General features: G+C 35.1%; 19 protein-coding genes. 8 read left to right on the top strand and 11 right to left on the bottom strand.

The window, feature by feature from the left end; translation table 11 throughout:
- Positions 1 to 12: 12 nt before the first annotated feature.
- Both CSC80_RS14910 and CSC80_RS14905 read right to left on the bottom strand, forming a co-directional pair.
- Positions 13 to 687, bottom strand: coding sequence for an NAD(P)H-dependent oxidoreductase (locus tag CSC80_RS14910; RefSeq protein WP_099192878.1), 675 nt, complete (start codon positions 685 to 687; stop codon positions 13 to 15).
- A 207-nt stretch (positions 688 to 894) separates the two neighbouring features.
- Positions 895 to 1,194, bottom strand: coding sequence for a putative quinol monooxygenase (locus CSC80_RS14905; protein ID WP_099192876.1), 300 nt, complete (start codon positions 1,192 to 1,194; stop codon positions 895 to 897).
- Between the two features lie 187 nt (positions 1,195 to 1,381).
- Here CSC80_RS14905 and CSC80_RS14900 point away from each other — a divergent pair, with 187 nt between their 5' ends.
- Positions 1,382 to 2,278, top strand: a complete 897-nt coding sequence (locus CSC80_RS14900; protein WP_099193373.1) for an AraC family transcriptional regulator — start codon at positions 1,382 to 1,384, stop codon at positions 2,276 to 2,278.
- Here CSC80_RS14900 and CSC80_RS14895 read toward each other — a convergent pair.
- Positions 2,275 to 3,030, bottom strand: coding sequence for an amino acid racemase (locus CSC80_RS14895; protein WP_236973409.1), 756 nt, complete (start codon positions 3,028 to 3,030; stop codon positions 2,275 to 2,277). The genes CSC80_RS14900 and CSC80_RS14895 overlap by 4 nt on opposite strands.
- 239 nt (positions 3,031 to 3,269) lie before the next feature.
- Between CSC80_RS14895 and CSC80_RS14890 the strand changes: the two genes are divergently transcribed.
- The 4 genes from CSC80_RS14890 (at position 3,270) to CSC80_RS14875 (ending at position 7,468) form a co-directional block, all read left to right on the top strand.
- Positions 3,270 to 4,010, top strand: coding sequence for an SDR family oxidoreductase (locus CSC80_RS14890; RefSeq protein ID WP_099192874.1), 741 nt, complete (start codon positions 3,270 to 3,272; stop codon positions 4,008 to 4,010).
- Between the two features lie 111 nt (positions 4,011 to 4,121).
- Positions 4,122 to 5,516, top strand: a complete 1,395-nt coding sequence (locus CSC80_RS14885; RefSeq protein ID WP_099192872.1) for an NAD-dependent succinate-semialdehyde dehydrogenase — start codon at positions 4,122 to 4,124, stop codon at positions 5,514 to 5,516.
- Between the two features lie 232 nt (positions 5,517 to 5,748).
- Complete coding sequence (locus CSC80_RS14880; protein WP_099192870.1) at positions 5,749 to 6,747, top strand: NADP-dependent oxidoreductase; 999 nt, start codon at positions 5,749 to 5,751, stop codon at positions 6,745 to 6,747.
- A gap of 43 nt (positions 6,748 to 6,790) precedes the next feature.
- Positions 6,791 to 7,468: a type 1 glutamine amidotransferase domain-containing protein gene (locus CSC80_RS14875; RefSeq protein ID WP_099192868.1), complete on the top strand. Its 678-nt coding sequence runs from the start codon at positions 6,791 to 6,793 to the stop codon at positions 7,466 to 7,468.
- Between the two features lie 80 nt (positions 7,469 to 7,548).
- Here CSC80_RS14875 and CSC80_RS14870 read toward each other — a convergent pair whose 3' ends face one another.
- From CSC80_RS14870 to CSC80_RS14840, 7 genes are all read right to left on the bottom strand, one after another.
- Positions 7,549 to 8,223, bottom strand: a complete 675-nt coding sequence (locus CSC80_RS14870; protein WP_099192866.1) for an SCO family protein — start codon at positions 8,221 to 8,223, stop codon at positions 7,549 to 7,551.
- Positions 8,220 to 8,840 (bottom strand): toxin-antitoxin system YwqK family antitoxin, encoded by a 621-nt coding sequence (locus tag CSC80_RS14865; RefSeq protein WP_236973408.1) that lies wholly within the window; start codon positions 8,838 to 8,840, stop codon positions 8,220 to 8,222. The genes CSC80_RS14870 and CSC80_RS14865 overlap by 4 nt, the downstream gene beginning before the upstream one ends.
- Before the next feature lie 2 nt (positions 8,841 to 8,842).
- Positions 8,843 to 9,634, bottom strand: coding sequence for a YHYH protein (locus tag CSC80_RS14860; protein ID WP_099192862.1), 792 nt, complete (start codon positions 9,632 to 9,634; stop codon positions 8,843 to 8,845).
- A 117-nt stretch (positions 9,635 to 9,751) separates the two neighbouring features.
- On the bottom strand, positions 9,752 to 10,384 hold the full coding sequence (locus tag CSC80_RS14855) for a hypothetical protein (protein ID WP_099192860.1): 633 nt from the start codon (positions 10,382 to 10,384) through the stop codon (positions 9,752 to 9,754).
- Positions 10,385 to 10,390: 6 nt separating this feature from the next.
- A complete protein-coding gene (locus CSC80_RS14850) occupies positions 10,391 to 11,413 on the bottom strand; it encodes a YHYH protein (RefSeq protein ID WP_099192858.1) in 1,023 nt (340 codons plus the stop codon).
- Between the two features lie 27 nt (positions 11,414 to 11,440).
- On the bottom strand, positions 11,441 to 12,193 hold the full coding sequence (locus CSC80_RS14845; protein ID WP_058102756.1) for a hypothetical protein: 753 nt from the start codon (positions 12,191 to 12,193) through the stop codon (positions 11,441 to 11,443).
- A gap of 211 nt (positions 12,194 to 12,404) precedes the next feature.
- Entirely contained in the window at positions 12,405 to 12,686 is a 282-nt protein-coding gene (locus tag CSC80_RS14840) for an EF-hand domain-containing protein (protein WP_058102755.1), read from the bottom strand.
- Positions 12,687 to 12,876: 190 nt separating this feature from the next.
- On the opposite strand from CSC80_RS14840, the gene CSC80_RS14835 reads away from it, so the two are divergent.
- The 3 genes from CSC80_RS14835 to CSC80_RS14825 all read left to right on the top strand — a co-directional run bounded on the left by CSC80_RS14835 (position 12,877) and on the right by CSC80_RS14825 (position 15,331).
- Entirely contained in the window at positions 12,877 to 13,944 is a 1,068-nt protein-coding gene (locus CSC80_RS14835) for a sensor histidine kinase (RefSeq protein ID WP_099192856.1), read from the top strand.
- The gene (locus tag CSC80_RS14830; RefSeq protein WP_099192854.1) at positions 13,937 to 14,611 is read left to right on the top strand and encodes a LytTR family DNA-binding domain-containing protein; all 675 of its coding nucleotides are present in this window, start codon (positions 13,937 to 13,939) and stop codon (positions 14,609 to 14,611) included. Before CSC80_RS14835 ends, CSC80_RS14830 begins: the two co-directional genes overlap by 8 nt.
- 162 nt (positions 14,612 to 14,773) lie before the next feature.
- Positions 14,774 to 15,331: a DUF4494 domain-containing protein gene (locus CSC80_RS14825; RefSeq protein WP_099192852.1), complete on the top strand. Its 558-nt coding sequence runs from the start codon at positions 14,774 to 14,776 to the stop codon at positions 15,329 to 15,331.
- Between the two features lie 72 nt (positions 15,332 to 15,403).
- Here CSC80_RS14825 and CSC80_RS14820 read toward each other — a convergent pair whose 3' ends face one another.
- The gene (locus tag CSC80_RS14820) at positions 15,404 to 16,042 is read right to left on the bottom strand and encodes a fasciclin domain-containing protein (protein ID WP_099192850.1); all 639 of its coding nucleotides are present in this window, start codon (positions 16,040 to 16,042) and stop codon (positions 15,404 to 15,406) included.
- Positions 16,043 to 16,093 lie beyond the last annotated feature (51 nt).

The following is a 16,093-nucleotide window of genomic DNA, read 5'->3' as shown; positions in this document are numbered from 1 at the left end:
ATGAACTTGTCCTTATTTCCAAGTTACAATGTCTTCAAAATTTCTTCTAGATTTAGGAAACTCTGGGTCCGCTTTTCTATATCCAAAGGCGGCCATAAAAGCTAGTCCGTATTTATCGGTATCAATTCCAAATTTCTCTTGTAATAAAGCCTCTGCTTTTTCTTGATGAAATCCTTCAATTGGGCAAGAATCTATGCCTGTTAATGCCGCTGATGTCATCATATTACCCAATGCAATATAGGTTTGCTTAGAAGACCAATCAAATAGCTTTTTATCCGTATCCAAGTTAAAATCGCGCTCCTGAAATTCCCTATAAAATTTAGAGTACATTTCTATAACTTCGGCAGGCATTTGTTTTACCTCTTTCATCATATGTTCTATATAAGGTGCGTTATGCTTTACCATAGGCGCTTTCATTGCTAAACCTAAAACAAAGTGACTGGCAGTATCTAATTTTAAAGGAGCGCCCCAAGCAACCGGTTTTAAAAGCTCTCTTAACTCTTTGTCTTGTACGACCACAAAATGCCAGGGCTCAAAACCAAATGAACTAGGCGATAAATGTGCCGTTTCTAAGATGAATTTCATGTCGGCATCAGAAATGGTCTTTGTAGCATCAAATTCCTTAGTAGCGTGTCTGTAATTAAAAGCGTTTAGTATGTCTTCTTTGGCAATGTTAGGTGTGCTCATTATATATATTTTATGTCTGTTATTTAATTTTGAGACAAAGATATATAGGTAATGAGCCTATGTTGTAGTATAAAAAAAGGTGATATATGTACAAAAAAAGGTTTTAGAGCAATCAAATATTAAAATATTGCCAAAACAAGCTGTAAGCCAATATAAATAGTGGTTTATATTATATTTTTTAGATATAAAACCTTTATTATTACTAGTCTAGTTGGTAAGCTCCGTCATTTTGTAAGCAGTAACATTCTCTAATTTGTCTTTAGAACTAATTCTATATGCCGCAATGTGTTCACTTTGAGAATGTTTGGTTAAATATTCTTGATTTACCCATTTTTCATGAAATAGGAATAGGTTTGGGTTGTCGTTATCTTGGTGTAAATCATAAGCAATACAACCTTCTTCGCCTCTTGTAGGACTAATAAGCTTTAGTAATTCAGCTTTTATTTCTTCTCTATATGCTTCTTTTACTAAAATATGTACTACTAGGGTTAAATAAGATTTCTTCATGAAAATGTTTCTAATTAAATGATTTGAAAAATAGGAAAAATAAAAATTAAAACTAAGTAAAATAAACTTCAGCTTTTAAATAAAAGGTAAGTGAGATAAATGTAATATGTATTTTTAAAGGTTGTTTTTGATGTTTTGTATTCAATTTTATACTTATTTTGTAATTTTTCATCCAAATGTTCGTGAAATGCAGGTATTAGAAGCACATAAACCTTTTGAAATACAAGAAATTGAATTGACTAGTTGGAAGCAACGCCCGGTGAAGAACAATTTTTTTGAACTGGTATTAATTAAAGAAGGTGAAGGTACGCAGTGCATAAATTATAATGACTATAGCTATGGTAAGAATAGTATGTTTTTGTTACCACCTTTAAAGTGCCATTCTTTTACCATAGAAAAACCTACACGTTTTGTTTTTTTAAAGTTCACCGATTCGTTTTTTAAAAATGCGAATAGGATAACCATTGATAGAAATGAATGGTTTAAAGAAGCGTCTTACATACTATCTAACTACAATCAATTGCCAGGCGATATCATTAAGAACGAAATAGATCGTAACTATCTAGAAAATTTAATAGGTATGATTCTTCAAGAGTCTAGAAACTATGGAGAAGAATCTATAAACTTGGTCACTAGTTTAATGACGAGTATTTTAGAAATTTTAATTCGCAATATTAAAAAGAGCAATTATTTTGAATTACCAAAGAACCAAGTTGATGATCGCATCACTAAAATGCTCACCTATATTAATACCCATATAGATAAGACGGAATTATTAAAGGTAGAAAATTTAGCCAAGGTATTTAACATGTCGCCCACCTATGTAAGTGAATATTTTAAAAAACAAGTAAGTATGTCTTTACGTGAATATATAATAAAGGCAAAACTGAAATTGGTTGAAATTCGCCTATTAAATTCAGACTTTACCCTTACCCAAATAGCAGATGATTTAGGTTTTACAGATGTAAGTCATCTTTCAAAAACCTTTAAACGTTATACAGGCTCCTCTATTCGGGATTTTAAAATTAAAGGCGAATATATGTTATTGAAAAGAGCAACTTGTATGCCTGCTATGCATACTTAAACTAATTGTTCCATTTTTTTAGATTCTCTGATAAGGGCACTTGCCAATACCGTAGTGGCATCAATAATTAAACTGTTTTCTATTTTTTCATATTGAATGGCTAATGGAATTTCGGTACAACCTAATATTACCGCTTGGGCACCTTTTCTAGATAAATATGTGGCTGCCATACTCAAATTTTCTTTTGCCTTTTGATGAACAGGATTAGAGAAAGCCTTTATACCATAACTAGTATCATAAATTGACGGATGCACAAATAAATCTTGAATATCTTCAGAAGGTTGTATTACCTCAATACCGTATTTTGATAGCACTTCAGGATATACTTTCGCCAAAATTGTACCAGTAGTTCCCAATACACCTACCCTAGTAATTTCTGGATGTTTTTCCGATATATATTTACCTACTTCCTCAATTAGGTTTACCAAAATACAGGATTCAGGAATGCTCTTTTCAATGAAACTTAAAATAGGCTTGGCATGCGCGGTGTTGCAGGGAATACCAATAATACCGGCTCCACTAGCAATCAACGAAGCTATGATTTCAGAAATGGCAATGCCAGGGTTCACATCTGTCTCACCCAATAAAAATTTGGTACGATCAATAATTTTATGAGGTACAGATAGCATAGATACCGGTAAATGTTCTTGATCAGATGTGGCTTCCGTAAGGTCGTAGACTTTTTTAATTAAATCTATGCCCGCATAACTACCAACACCACCCACAATGCCTATCATTTTGTTTGTCATCATAACTCCACCTTTATTTAGAAAAAGAAATAAGGCATCAAATTAATGGCATTTAAATAAGTAATGGTCTTAATAAATCTATAATTTCTTCAGTATCCTTTTTAACACCCTAAATAGTAGTTTTTTTTGACTTAAATCAATAAAGAAGTATCGTAAAACTATATACGTCAATAGTTGAATTCATCTGGTCAATAGAACTCAAAAACTGCTCCTATCTTGTGCTTAAATCAAATTAAAACGCAATGAAAATAGAAGATAAAGTAATTATTATAACAGGAGCATCTAGTGGTATTGGTAGAGCTACAGCAATGAAATTAGCTGATAATGGAGCTAAAGTAGTTTTAATGGCACGTAGTGAAGATGAATTGAACGATTTAAAATCAGACATCACCAAAAAAGGTGGAGAAGCTCTTGTGGTTACAGGAGATGTTACTAAAAAAGAAGATTTTGAAAAGGTCGTTTCCAAAACAAAGAGAGAATACGGTAAAATTACAGGATTGATCAACAATGCTGGTTTAATGCCGTTATCGTTTGTTGAAAAATTGAAGACAGACGAATGGAATAAAATGGTGGATGTTAACATTAAAGGTGTATTAAATGGTGTTGCGGCAGTACTACCTGCATTGAAAGAAAATAAAGGTGGTAATATCATAAATATATCATCTATGGCCGCCAACAGGTATTTTCCTGGTGGAGCGGTGTATTGTGCAACGAAATCTGCAGTGAAAATGTTTTCGGAAGGTTTACGCCAAGAATTGGCACCAAAATATGGTATCAACATTACCTCTATAGAACCTGGTGCGGTGGCTACAAATTTGACCAGCACGATTACCGATGAGGATATTAAGGATAAGATGAAGGAAATGCAAAAAATGGAAACGCTTGAGGCGGAGGATATTGCAAATTCCATTTATTACGTGTTAACTCAGCCAGCTAGAGTAAATATCAACGATGTTTATTTGGTGCCAAGCGAGCAACAGTAAACAATCTCTGGGGTAAGCCCCCCAAAGCTATGAATTGAAAACAAATTAATATTTCGGCTTAATCTATGAAGTATTAAAACCTCGATTATCGAGTAACTTAAAAATAATATTATGTCTACGACAACAAAACAAGATACATTTAAAACAATAAACCCCACAACGGGAAAAGAAATAGCATCTCATGCATACATGACCGATGACCAAGTTGAAGAAAGCATTCAACAATCTCATAAGGCTTTTCTAAAATGGAAGATGAAAAGCGTTGAAGAACGTGGTGAAATCATAAAAGCAATTGGTAAGGAGCTTCAAAATTATAAGAAAGAACTTGCGGAGTTAATGACCGATGAAATGGGAAAATTGCTTAAGCAAAGTAATCAAGAGGTCGACTTATGTACTGCAATATGTGAATATTCTGCGGAACACGCGCCAGAGTTTTTAAAGAATGAAGAACGTGAGCTATCAAATGGAGGAAAAGGAATTATCACCTATTCCCCTATGGGAATTATTTACGGTATACAACCTTGGAATTACCCTAGTTATCAAGTATTGCGATATACTATTGTAAACCTAATGGCAGGCAATAGTATTTTACTGAAACATGCATCTAACGTAACCGGTACTGCTAAATTATTGAAGACCATTTTTGATACGGCTGGTTTGCCGGCAGACTTGTTCAATGTTCTTATAATTGAACATGATCAATCTAATGCCATAATAGAACATGATTTGGTTAGAGGTGTCACCCTGACCGGAAGCCCAGTGGCAGGTGAGAAAATTGGAGAAAAAGCAGGTGCCCAACTAAAGAAAACGGTATTGGAACTAGGTAGTAATGATGCTTATTTGGTACTGGATGATGCAGATATAGATGTAGCGGTTGAAAAGAGTGTCATGGGACGTATTTATAACAATGGGGAAACCTGTATTGCTGCCAAACGATTCATAGCTACGGAGAAAGTATATGATGAATTCAAGGAAAAATTCGTAAAAGCCATGGATGCCTTAAAAGTAGGAAATCCAAAGAATGAGGATACCGAGTTGGGACCAATGGCACGTAAAGATCTTAGGGAGAAAATTCACGAACAAGTACAAGAAAGTGTAGAGAAAGGAGCCAATGTATTATGTGGAGGAAAAATACCAGACGGTGAGGGTTACTTCTACCCTGCAACGGTACTTGCCAACGTTACGCCGGGGCAACCAGCGTATGATGATGAGTTGTTCGGACCTGTGGCTTCATTAATTAAAGCGAAAGATAATGAAGATGCCATGCGTATAGCCAATGACAGTAGATTTGGCTTAGGTGGTGGTATATTTTCAAAAGATATTAAGAAGGCGACAGAACTTGCTGAAAAACATTTTGACACCGGTATGGTATTTATAAATTCTTTTGGTCTGGCAGAACCAAGTATGCCATTTGGTGGAGTGAAAGATTCAGGATATGGTAGAGAACATGGCGGATTTGGAATGAAGGAATTCGTAAATGTGAAATCTATAATGATCATGGAATAATAATTAAGTTTTAAAAGCACCTAACATGGTGCTTTTTTTAAACCTACTTTACAGTTCAATCTTTTAAAGCTTTGTTAATAAATGAATGTTCATTCTTTTTTTGAATACCTTTGAACTGTAGTTAGAAATAGCGAAAAATACACTGGAATTCTAAGTGGGTAAATGCACTTTTTAAAACGGTATAGACCAGCGTTCCAGTTGTAGAATTATTATATAATTTAAAAGATAACTTATGAATAAGTCAATTAATTTAAAACAACGTCCGGTAGGAACCCCTACCCTTTCCGATTTTGAATTTAATGAATTGGACAATGAACTAAAGGTCTCTGACGGTGAGCTTTTATTAGAGGCGAAATATATATCCGTTGACCCTTACTTACGTGGTAGAATGAGCGATGCAAAATCTTACGTTCCTCCATTTAAAGTGGGAGAACCTATAAGTTCGGGTATTGTAGCAGAAGTGTTGGAATCTAAAAATGGTAATTTCCAAAAAGGAGATTTTGTTTCAGGTCTATTACAATGGAAAGAAAAGCAAATTTCTACAGGCGAAGGCTTGCAGAAAATAGATAAAAGCAAAGCACCATTAAGTGCCTTTTTAGGCATTGTAGGTATGACCGGATTGACCGCCTATTTAGGCCTTCATGAAATTGGGAAGCCTAAAAAAGGTGAAACCTTGGTAGTTTCTGGTGCTGCGGGTGCTGTGGGTAGTGTCGTAGGACAGATCGGTAAAATTCTTGGTTTAAATGTTATCGGTATCGCTGGTTCAGACGAAAAAATTGATATGCTGAAATCAGAATTCGGTTTTGACCACGGCATCAATTACAAAACAACCAAAGATATGAAAGCTGCTATTAAAGAAGCAGCGCCAAACGGAGTGGATGTCTACTTTGATAATGTTGGCGGACCAATATCTGATGCGGTATTATTCAATATAAATCAGTTTGCCCGTATTATTATCTGTGGGGCTATATCGGTCTACAATAAAACAGAATTGCCCATGGCGGTAGCCGTACAACCCTTCTTGGTAAAAAACAGTGCATTAATGCAAGGGTTCATTGTGTCTAATTATGCCGACAAATTTCCACAGGCAATGAAACAATTGTCTACATGGTTGGGCGAAGAAAAACTGACCTATAAAGAAACAATAGTAGAAGGTTTTGATAATACACCACAAGCATTCTTGGATATGATGGATGGTAAGAACAAAGGTAAAATGATAGTAAAAGTCTAATAATAAGACTTCAAAATAATTGCGTAACTAAAAAGAAGATAAAATGAAAATATTATTTGTATTAACGTCTCACGATCAATTGGGAGACACGGGAAAGAAAACAGGATTTTGGGTAGAAGAGTTTGCAGCTCCATATTATGCTCTTTTAGATAAAGGAGCAGAAATTACGGTAGCAACACCAAAAGGAGGTCAAGCACCAATTGACCCTAGTAGTGATACTGAAGATGCGCAAACAAAAGATACCAAACGCTTTAAAGAGGATAAAGAAGCGCAAGAGGTAATTGCCAACACAAAAGTATTGGCAGATGTAAATGCCAATGATTTTGATGCCGTTTTCTATCCTGGTGGTCACGGTCCGTTATGGGATTTAGCAAACGACGCTACTTCAATCAAATTGATTGAAACGTTCAATGAACAAGAAAAACCAATTGCATTTGTATGTCATGCACCTGCGGCTTTAAAAAGAGTTTCCGGTACAGATGGTAATCCTTTGGTAAAAGGTAAAAAAGTAACAGGATTTACTAATAGTGAAGAAGAAGCTGTACAACTAACTGAGATTGTACCATTTTTGGTAGAGGATATGCTACAAGAAAATGGCGGAATCTACTCTAAGAAAGAGGATTGGGCAGCATATGCATTACAAGACGGTAATTTAATTACAGGTCAAAACCCTGCATCATCAGAATTGGTTGCAGAGAAGTTATTGGCTGCTTTGAAATAGTTAATAAATTAGTTGATATTAAAAAGCCCGTAAGCTAATGTTTACGGGCTTTTTGTCAATAAATAATCAAACAATTGCAATCAACTTTCTTCTAGCAAGGCATTTACATCAGTAATCAATTGTGCTATTGAAGCACGGTTGAGTCCGTTGTAGATACCCCGTATGTGTTTATTTTTATCTATGAGCAAGAAGTTTTCTGTATGTAAAAAGTCATTAATGTCCTTTGGTATACCTAAATCATTCTCCACGAAATATTCGTTTCTACCTAAGTTATAAATTTCAGTTTTGTCACCAGTAACCAAGTGCCATTTTGAATCTATAACCCCGTTTTTATCCGCATACGTTTTAAGCACAGCCACAGAATCTATGGATGGTGTTACGGAATGGGAAAGGATGGCAACTTCAGGATTATCTAGAAAAGCCTCTTGTACTTTGGTCATATTGTTCGTCATCTTCAAACAAATGCCGGGGCATGTAGTAAAAAAGAAGTCGGTAATATATACTTGATTTTCAAATGACTTCTGTGTCAATGTATCACCTAATTGATCAACCAGTTTAAAGTCGGGTATTTTATGAAATTGTTTCTCCTCTTCAGAGTTTGGTGTCAACCAATGTGGAGTAAAAGATTCGTCATTATAATAAGGCAAATACGCTACCCGGCTAGTTTCAGTTACCTGAATATGCTCTTTTTTTACTGTTTGTTTACAGGAAATCAAAACAAGTATAGCTGCAACGTGAAATAAAGTCTTTTTCATAAAGGTTCATTTTCTGATCTAACTACAACTTCATCTTCTAATTGGTAGCAAGAATTTGCTCTTCTTAGACCAAATATGCGTCCGTTTTTGGCTTCATAGTTTACATATAAGGTTCCGTTTTGCAACCAAGCCTTTTGTAGCCCTTCTTCCCTACCGTTTACCAATTGTCTTTCTTTTGCCAATTGCCCGTCAGGATACCATTTTCTTTCCACACCATCCATTTTACCATTTAAGTAATTAGCTTCTTGAGCTAACTGACCGTTTTCCCACCAGGTTTTGTAAGAACCTTCAAGTCGGTTATTTTTATAATGAAACTCAACCCTAAGAACTTCATTGACAGACCATCTTTTGGCAATTCCTTCTCTTTTTCCTTTAACAAAACCCACCTTTTCTGCCAATGTGCCGTTCTCATGTAAGGTTAATGCATAACCATCATAAGGTGAGTTTTTGTAATACCAGGTACCTTCTAATTGATTAAGGGTCAACTCTTCCTTGAATTTAGTTACTTGACTGATTTCAACAGGGGTTGCTACCTGAGGCTTTGAACCGGAACTTTGTTTACAACCGGTCTGCAACATCAGTGCAAGGCAAAGGATATGGAAGTGTTTACTATTCATTTTTAGTAGCCTTGATATGGACCGGCGAATGCTAAATAGGATCCAGTAGTAGAATACACTTCATTGATAATGTGATAATGGTATTCTTCTTCACCATCAGTATACTGTGTGGTAGAAGTATGTCCACCAGAAGCATCTAAATCCGTTGGGTAATCTCCCGTTGCACTGCATTTGCGTCCGTAAAGAAATACGCCGTCCAATAATATACCTACTAGGTTATCATCGTCATTGGTAAAAGCCTTTGGCTCTAGGTGATAATGATATACTCCAGGACCAATATGGGCACCTGTCCAATCTAAACTAGCAGCAGCTTGATCTAAGGCACCCCCACCTTCTTGATCATTGAATATTGAAGAGCCGCTTACCGCAATACCAACAGTTCCTAATTCTGTTTGTACAGTACTACCCGTTAAATCAGGAGTAGCATCTACACGTATGGTATAAGCGTTGTTATTACTGGACATGATACTTGGAGTAAGGGCAACATCTGGCTCTTCTTTATATAGGGAATTACCCTCTCCCCAATAAACCGTTTCATGATTTGGAAGTCCGGTAGTCTCTATAACAACTTCAGAACCATCTAAATACACAGTCACGGCATCTGAATTAAACGCACTATAGGCAGCATGAAGCTCAGTAACCACTTCATCATCATCTACATCACTATCGTCTGTTGTACTATCATCTATCACTCCATCATCTACACTGTCGCTACTACAGGCAACAAAAGTTATAAATGCTAATGCAAGAGCAAAAGAAATAGAGGGTATTTGTTTGATGTTATTTTTTCTCATAATTGACTTTTTAAATTGATTAATGTTATTAAAACAGTATAAAACTAATGTCTTGATTACTGCGGATTTTTGGAAATCAGTGAATAGCCCCTAATTTTAAGTGGAATTGTATTTTATTTAATATTTTCTTGGTAGATATAATGTGTTCGTTTCAATTAATCTTTTGGTCAATAGTCCAATGAGCAATAAACCTGTTAAGAGAAAAATAACTATCCATGGGTCAATACCGGCCTTTTGTTTATCTATTTCCACAAATTTGTTATCATCAACTTTTAATGCAATAAAATGTTCATTTTCATTGTTTAAAATGAATTGGTCTTTTTTAAACCCATTTTTAAATATAAACAGTGCACTTTGACTTTGCGTAATATCATTGAAGGCAGTATTTCTCATGTTAAGTGTTTTCAAATTTTCATCTATTCCAAGAACTTCAAAAATTACCTTGGTTTCATGCCCTAGTTTTACACTACCGTTACCAATTTTTACTGAAGAACCATTGTTAAATTGAATATCAATATTGTTTTTTAAATGTTCAAGGACCAAGTGTTGAAACTCCTCGGGGGATTTATACGGAGTTTCGGTAAAATGGGTTCTTACTTCCTGCTGAAAAGCGGTCAAAGAAGAGCTGATTTGTAATATCCAAGAGCCATTGCTTTTTTCGACCAACATGGTTGTTGAAGCATTTGGGCTGTGGGCATGGCCAATAATTATGAATAGAAGGTTTGCCAGAATTAATAAATACGTTTTCATATAACCTTAGTTTACGTAGGCCCCTTTAAGCCCGTTAATAAAATTGTTGTTACCGGCGGCATCTACGTGGTAGTGATAGCCTCTGGTGTCATCTTCATGACCTCTTAACTCATCTAGATCGGTAGCTTCAAAGCCTTCACTATCTTCCAATTCGTAAATTCCAAATCCATCTAAAGCATATCCAATTAAAGCGGCATGTCCATCATCTTGTACAACCTTTGTACCGTAGCCTGTAGCAGCGTGATAGTGATAACCTTGGTGTACATTAATATGACCACCAGCATCATCAAAAGGAGCCAAAGTATAGGCGCCAAGAATATTATCTACCGGAGCCGGTGCAGAAAACTCAATACCATTAAGTGCAATACCACGTGTAGATGGAGCTTGAGTGGTTTGTGGTCCTTGTCCGACAGAGTTAAAAAGAACGGGAGTATCTTGTACAACTGGGGTTATGGGTATTGTCCAAGTTTGGTTTAGGTTGGTAATATAGGAAGGCAGACATTCCACACAAAAATTTTCATATTCTGCACCAACATTTGGGTTTGCCGCATTTATACAATCGTCTTCAGTATCGGTGATATAAATATCTCCGTTTTCATCATACATCATCCAATTATCATCATTGTAGAATTCAGCTAAATTCGCAACAAAGGAACCATCAACATCGTATACTTCTCCACTTTCTAACCAAATTCCTCCTGCTTCCGCGCTATCACTAATATTGTCGGGGCACCAAGGTCCCATTTCATGATCTCCCGGTAAACTGGTAGTTACAATTTGATAACAATCTGTTTCGGTACCATCAGATAACGTACAAGGAACTGTGGTTATACTTACAGAACCATCTTCAGTATAAAAGAAAGAAGCTTCTACGTTTGCAATAATCGTGCTGTCCCCCGTGGTATCAGTTGCAATACCATTCTCAGAAATGTCTGTATCATCAGTAGTATTGCTGCAACTGGTAAAACCAATTACAACAAATGAAATAAGAAGGGCCGATAGGCATAAATGTTCAGTTTTATATATCATATTATATGGTTTTAGTTTCGCTTGGCTCTAAGACCTGTTCAGTTCTTGATTTAATTTTGTAGCAATAATTTTTGTCTTATTCCTTAAATTTTTGGCAATAGAAAGTTGTCCTTTGGTTTGTAACAACCTGTCAATGACACTGTTTTGATATTCTCTGCTTACTAGCAAATCCGGATAATTTGATCGGTTGCCGTAGTTTTTCATACGCTGATAATTATAGCTGTCTTCCGGTAAAATTTCAATTAATGAAATATGCTTTTCAATGATAGGTTTTAGGCGCTCGTTTATAATATTTTCAATCTTGATTTGTTGATTGTTAAAGTTGTCAAGTTCATTGGGGTAAGCGGCAATCAGTTTTTTGAGCGAATCACTTTCAATAAATTCAAATTTATTGGTTGCATTAATTGAGTTTATGGCTTCATCCCTAACAATGGTCTTATGGTAATTTAGATTTACGATCATTGACTTGGCATCGGCAGTTAATTCCGCAGGTTCCATACCCAAATAATTTATGGTGTTTTGCAAGGTTTGTATATTCTTGGTATAGTCTGCAATGGCACTATCCAATACACCTAAATTTGTATTCAGTTCTTGGCTTAGACTTTTGTAGATTTTAACTTCTACAATTCTATTTTTTCTGGATTCGTTGATATCATTGATCTTCCATGCAATTAGAAGACCTATGACTATAAGAAGAATTTCGCCTAATGCGTAGATTAAATAGGTCTTGAATTTCTCTAACTTTATCAATCTACTTCTAACCTTTCTGAATAAGACCATTTGTTTATATACTTATCTTATTGATGATAAATAAAGCTTCATGGCGGACCATGAAGCTTTGGGCTAACTTCAACAAATTTTATTGGCACCGCCAAAGGGTATAATACCCCGAGGCTTGTCTCGAATTTAAAAGTGTGATTCCTTTGAATGCCTCATGGGCTTGCCCTGAGGTGTTTTACTGAATCAATATTTAAAATAAACTGTGTAGAAATTAATTTCTAGGTCTTCCTTTAGGTTTTGGAGCCTCATCAAATTCCTCTTTAGAAATAAAACCATCTTCATTGGTATCTATTTCAGAAAAGTTATCCTTTAATGGACCTTTTACCTCTTCTTTAGAAAGCTGACCATCCTCATCTGCATCCATTTCTTCTAAAAGTTTGGCATATGTTGGGGGCTCTCTTCTTTCACCTTTAGATTGTGCGTTAACAGCTACTGTTCCAAAAGCTACTAATAGGGCAAATAACAATCCTGTTTTTAATGTAATACGTTTCATATATATTTAATTTTATAACTAATATTCGTTAGCAAAGATGTAAGAATCTTTAATGCGGAATGGTCGTTTTAAGTGTTTGCCGTTTACTTTTAAGCGAAAGGTGTTCTATATACAATGAACGTTTAATTAGCAGCGGTTTATAGCACTGTTTTTAAGGTTGGGTTGAAAATTTATTCCTTTTATTTGTACCATGAACAGACATAAGAATATAGTATTTCATGTAGCCTTATGGCTTTTGGTTTGGTCTACCGCATGGATCTTTAGTGGTAGTGATTTTCAGTTCGTACTGGAAAACGGTATGGTACTTATTTTTCAAATAATAGTCATTGCTGTACTGATTTATTTAACGGTGCCATACCTTTTGTTAAGGAGAAAGTACATTTTATTTGCAGTAGCATCCATTGCAGTTGTAGTTGGCTTGACCTTAATTTTGACCAATGTAATTCCTTGGTCTGGAGGAATGGTTAACGAACCGAATATGGGTACTTTGCCCGGACCAAGACCCGGACCAAGGTTTGACGGCGGCAGACCTTTGCAAGAATTGCGTAGGCCACCTTCACGTTTTTTTATTAATCTGCTTTTAATTACAATTGCCTATATCATTGCAACACTTGTAGAAATATTTTTGTTTGCACAACGTAAAGAAGAGGAAATCATCATCAATAAAAATGAAGCGTTACAAACAGAGCTTAAGCTATTAAAATCACAGATTAATCCTCATTTTCTATTTAATGCCTTGAATAATATTTATGCACTATCTGCAATTGATGCCGGTAGAACCCAAAAAAGCATTAGCTATTTATCAGACATGTTGCGTTATGTGCTATATGAATGTGAACAAGAAATTGTACCGTTATACAAGGAGGTAGATTATATTGAGAATTACATAAAACTGTTCTCCCTAAAGAGTAGTAAAACCTACCCTATTTCAACTACGTTTTCTATTGAAGATCAAAATGTGCCTATTGTACCCATGTTGCTGATTCCTTTTTTGGAAAACGCCTTAAAACATAGTAATATTGAAAAGATTGAAGGCACATTTATCAACTTGAAAGTTACTTCATTTACTGATGGTATTGATTTTGAGCTGGAAAATTCAAAACCAGAGCATGTTGTTGTAAAAGATGATGTTGGCGGTATTGGCATAGAAAATGTAAAAAAGCGTTTGGCTATCTTATATCCTGATCGACATGAATTAGTGATCAATGAAACTTCTAAGGCGTTTAAAGTGAATTTAAAACTCAGATTACATGAATAGTATAAACTGTATAGTTGTAGATGATGAAGAGTTGGCTAGGTCTTTATTAATAACCTATATTGATAAATTAGAGTTTTTAAATTTAGTAGGTGAAGCTGAGAATCCATTAGAAGCTTTGAGCATAATGAAGGAAAAACAAGTTGATCTATTGTTTTTGGACATTCAAATGCCAGAAATAAAAGGAACGGACTTTGCCAAAATGCTCGGGTCTAAAACCAAAGTTATTTTTACGACGGCCTATTCTCACTATGCTTTAGAAGGATACGAATTAAATGCTGTAGATTACTTGTTGAAACCAATAACCTTTGAACGCTTTGTTACTGCGGTAAACAAGGTACAATCCAATACCACTATTGATAAATTGGATACCATAACCATTAAATCTGGATATGATCTTCATAAAGTTAAGTATGACGATATTCTTTTTGTAGTAAGTGATAGTGAGTATGTAACTTTTCACCTGAAAACTAAAAAAATAATCAGCAATCAGCGTTTAAAGGCATTAGAACAAGAGTTGCCTAGCAGTCTATTTATGAGAGTGCATAGATCGTACATTGTCAATAGAAATTATGTCACTGGATTAAAAGGTAGAGACTTGCAATTATCCGATGTAATTATTCCGGTGAGCGATTCTTATTATGACCATGTAAAACAAGAATTATTTTAGCGCACAATTCAATTAATTTTCTTTTTGCATCATTTTTTTATAAATGCTTAAGTACTAATCATCTATACCCGTCATTTTGAAATTGTGAATATCTATTGCTTTTTTTAAGGTTGCAAACTATGACTAAGAAGTATATTTAGCACCCCAAAAAAAATATAAGATATGAGTGCAACGTGGTACGAGTGTAAAATAAAATATAGAAAATTAGATGATGCATCTGGAATGTTAAAGGTGAAAACCGAGCCATTTTTGGTAGATGCAATTTCTTATACCGAAGCAGAAAGTAGAATTACGGAAGAAATGTCAGCTTACCTCAGCGATACGGAAGAAATAAAGATTACGAACATAAAGGTTGCAAATTTTGCAGAAATTCATCCCTTTGAAAATTCGGACAGATGGTTCAAATCAAAAGTATCATTAATTGCTTTTGACGAAGAAAGTGGTAAAGAGCGCAAGACCAATATGTACCTATTAATTCAGGCCAATGATGTAAAAGAAGCATATGACAATACCATTAGTGTTATGAAAGATACTATGGGTGAATATTCTGTTCCTTCCATATCAGAATCACCTATTATGGACGTGTTTCCTTACTTTTCTGGCGAAGAGGATGATATGGAACGTGTTGCAAAATTTAATACGGTAAAAGACTCTGTACCCGTAGATAATACTATGAATGAGGAGTTAGAACTTAGCGATGTACTATCAAGTGAAGAATAGAAATTTCTATTTAAAATATAAAAAGGAGGACTAATGAAGTCCTCCTTTTTGTTAATAGAAAGTGTATACTGATTACTTCATTATTAGCACATCATTAATAACGTGTACTACCCCATTGGAAGCTTCTACATTACCTAAAACAATTTCTGTTCTATTACCTTTTTCATCCTTTAAGTTAATTTTATCGCCCTTTAAGCTTGCCGTCAATTCCTTACCTCCAACGGTTGTAAACGTATATTTTCCGTTGGCTCCGTTAATAGCCTCTACAAGCTTGTCGCTAGTAATTACACCAGATACTACGTGATATTGTAATACTTGAGTCAACATTTCTTTGTTCTCTGGTTTACCCAATTCTGCAATCGACATTTTTTTAGGAAGATTTTCAAATGCATTATTAGATGGGGCAAATACGGTATAGCTACCAGGTTCTGATAACATTTGGTCTAAATCTGCCGCTTTAAGCGCAGATACCAATGTGCTTAGCTCTTCATTTTTACTGGCAACCGCTGCAATACTTGTTGCCATCATTTCTTTCTTTTCGGCTTCTTCCTGCATTCTTGTTTCTTCAGCTTTCATTTCAGCCTCCTCCATGGCTACTTTTTCTTCCATAGCTTTTTTATCGGCATCTTTTTTCATTTGCTCGTTACAAGATGCAAATGCCAATACCGCAAATGTCATTAGTGCAAAATTTTTGATATTTCTAGTTTTCATAATTTTTGAATTTATTGGCACCGCCAAAGGGTATAATACCCCTAGGCTTGC

It is taken from the genome of Maribacter sp. 6B07 (genome assembly GCF_002700155.1).
In the GTDB taxonomy this organism is placed as follows: Bacteria; Bacteroidota; Bacteroidia; order Flavobacteriales; family Flavobacteriaceae; genus Maribacter; species Maribacter dokdonensis.
The sequence above is the reverse complement of the archived record's forward strand: the minus strand, read 5'-3'. Positions and strand labels throughout refer to the sequence as shown.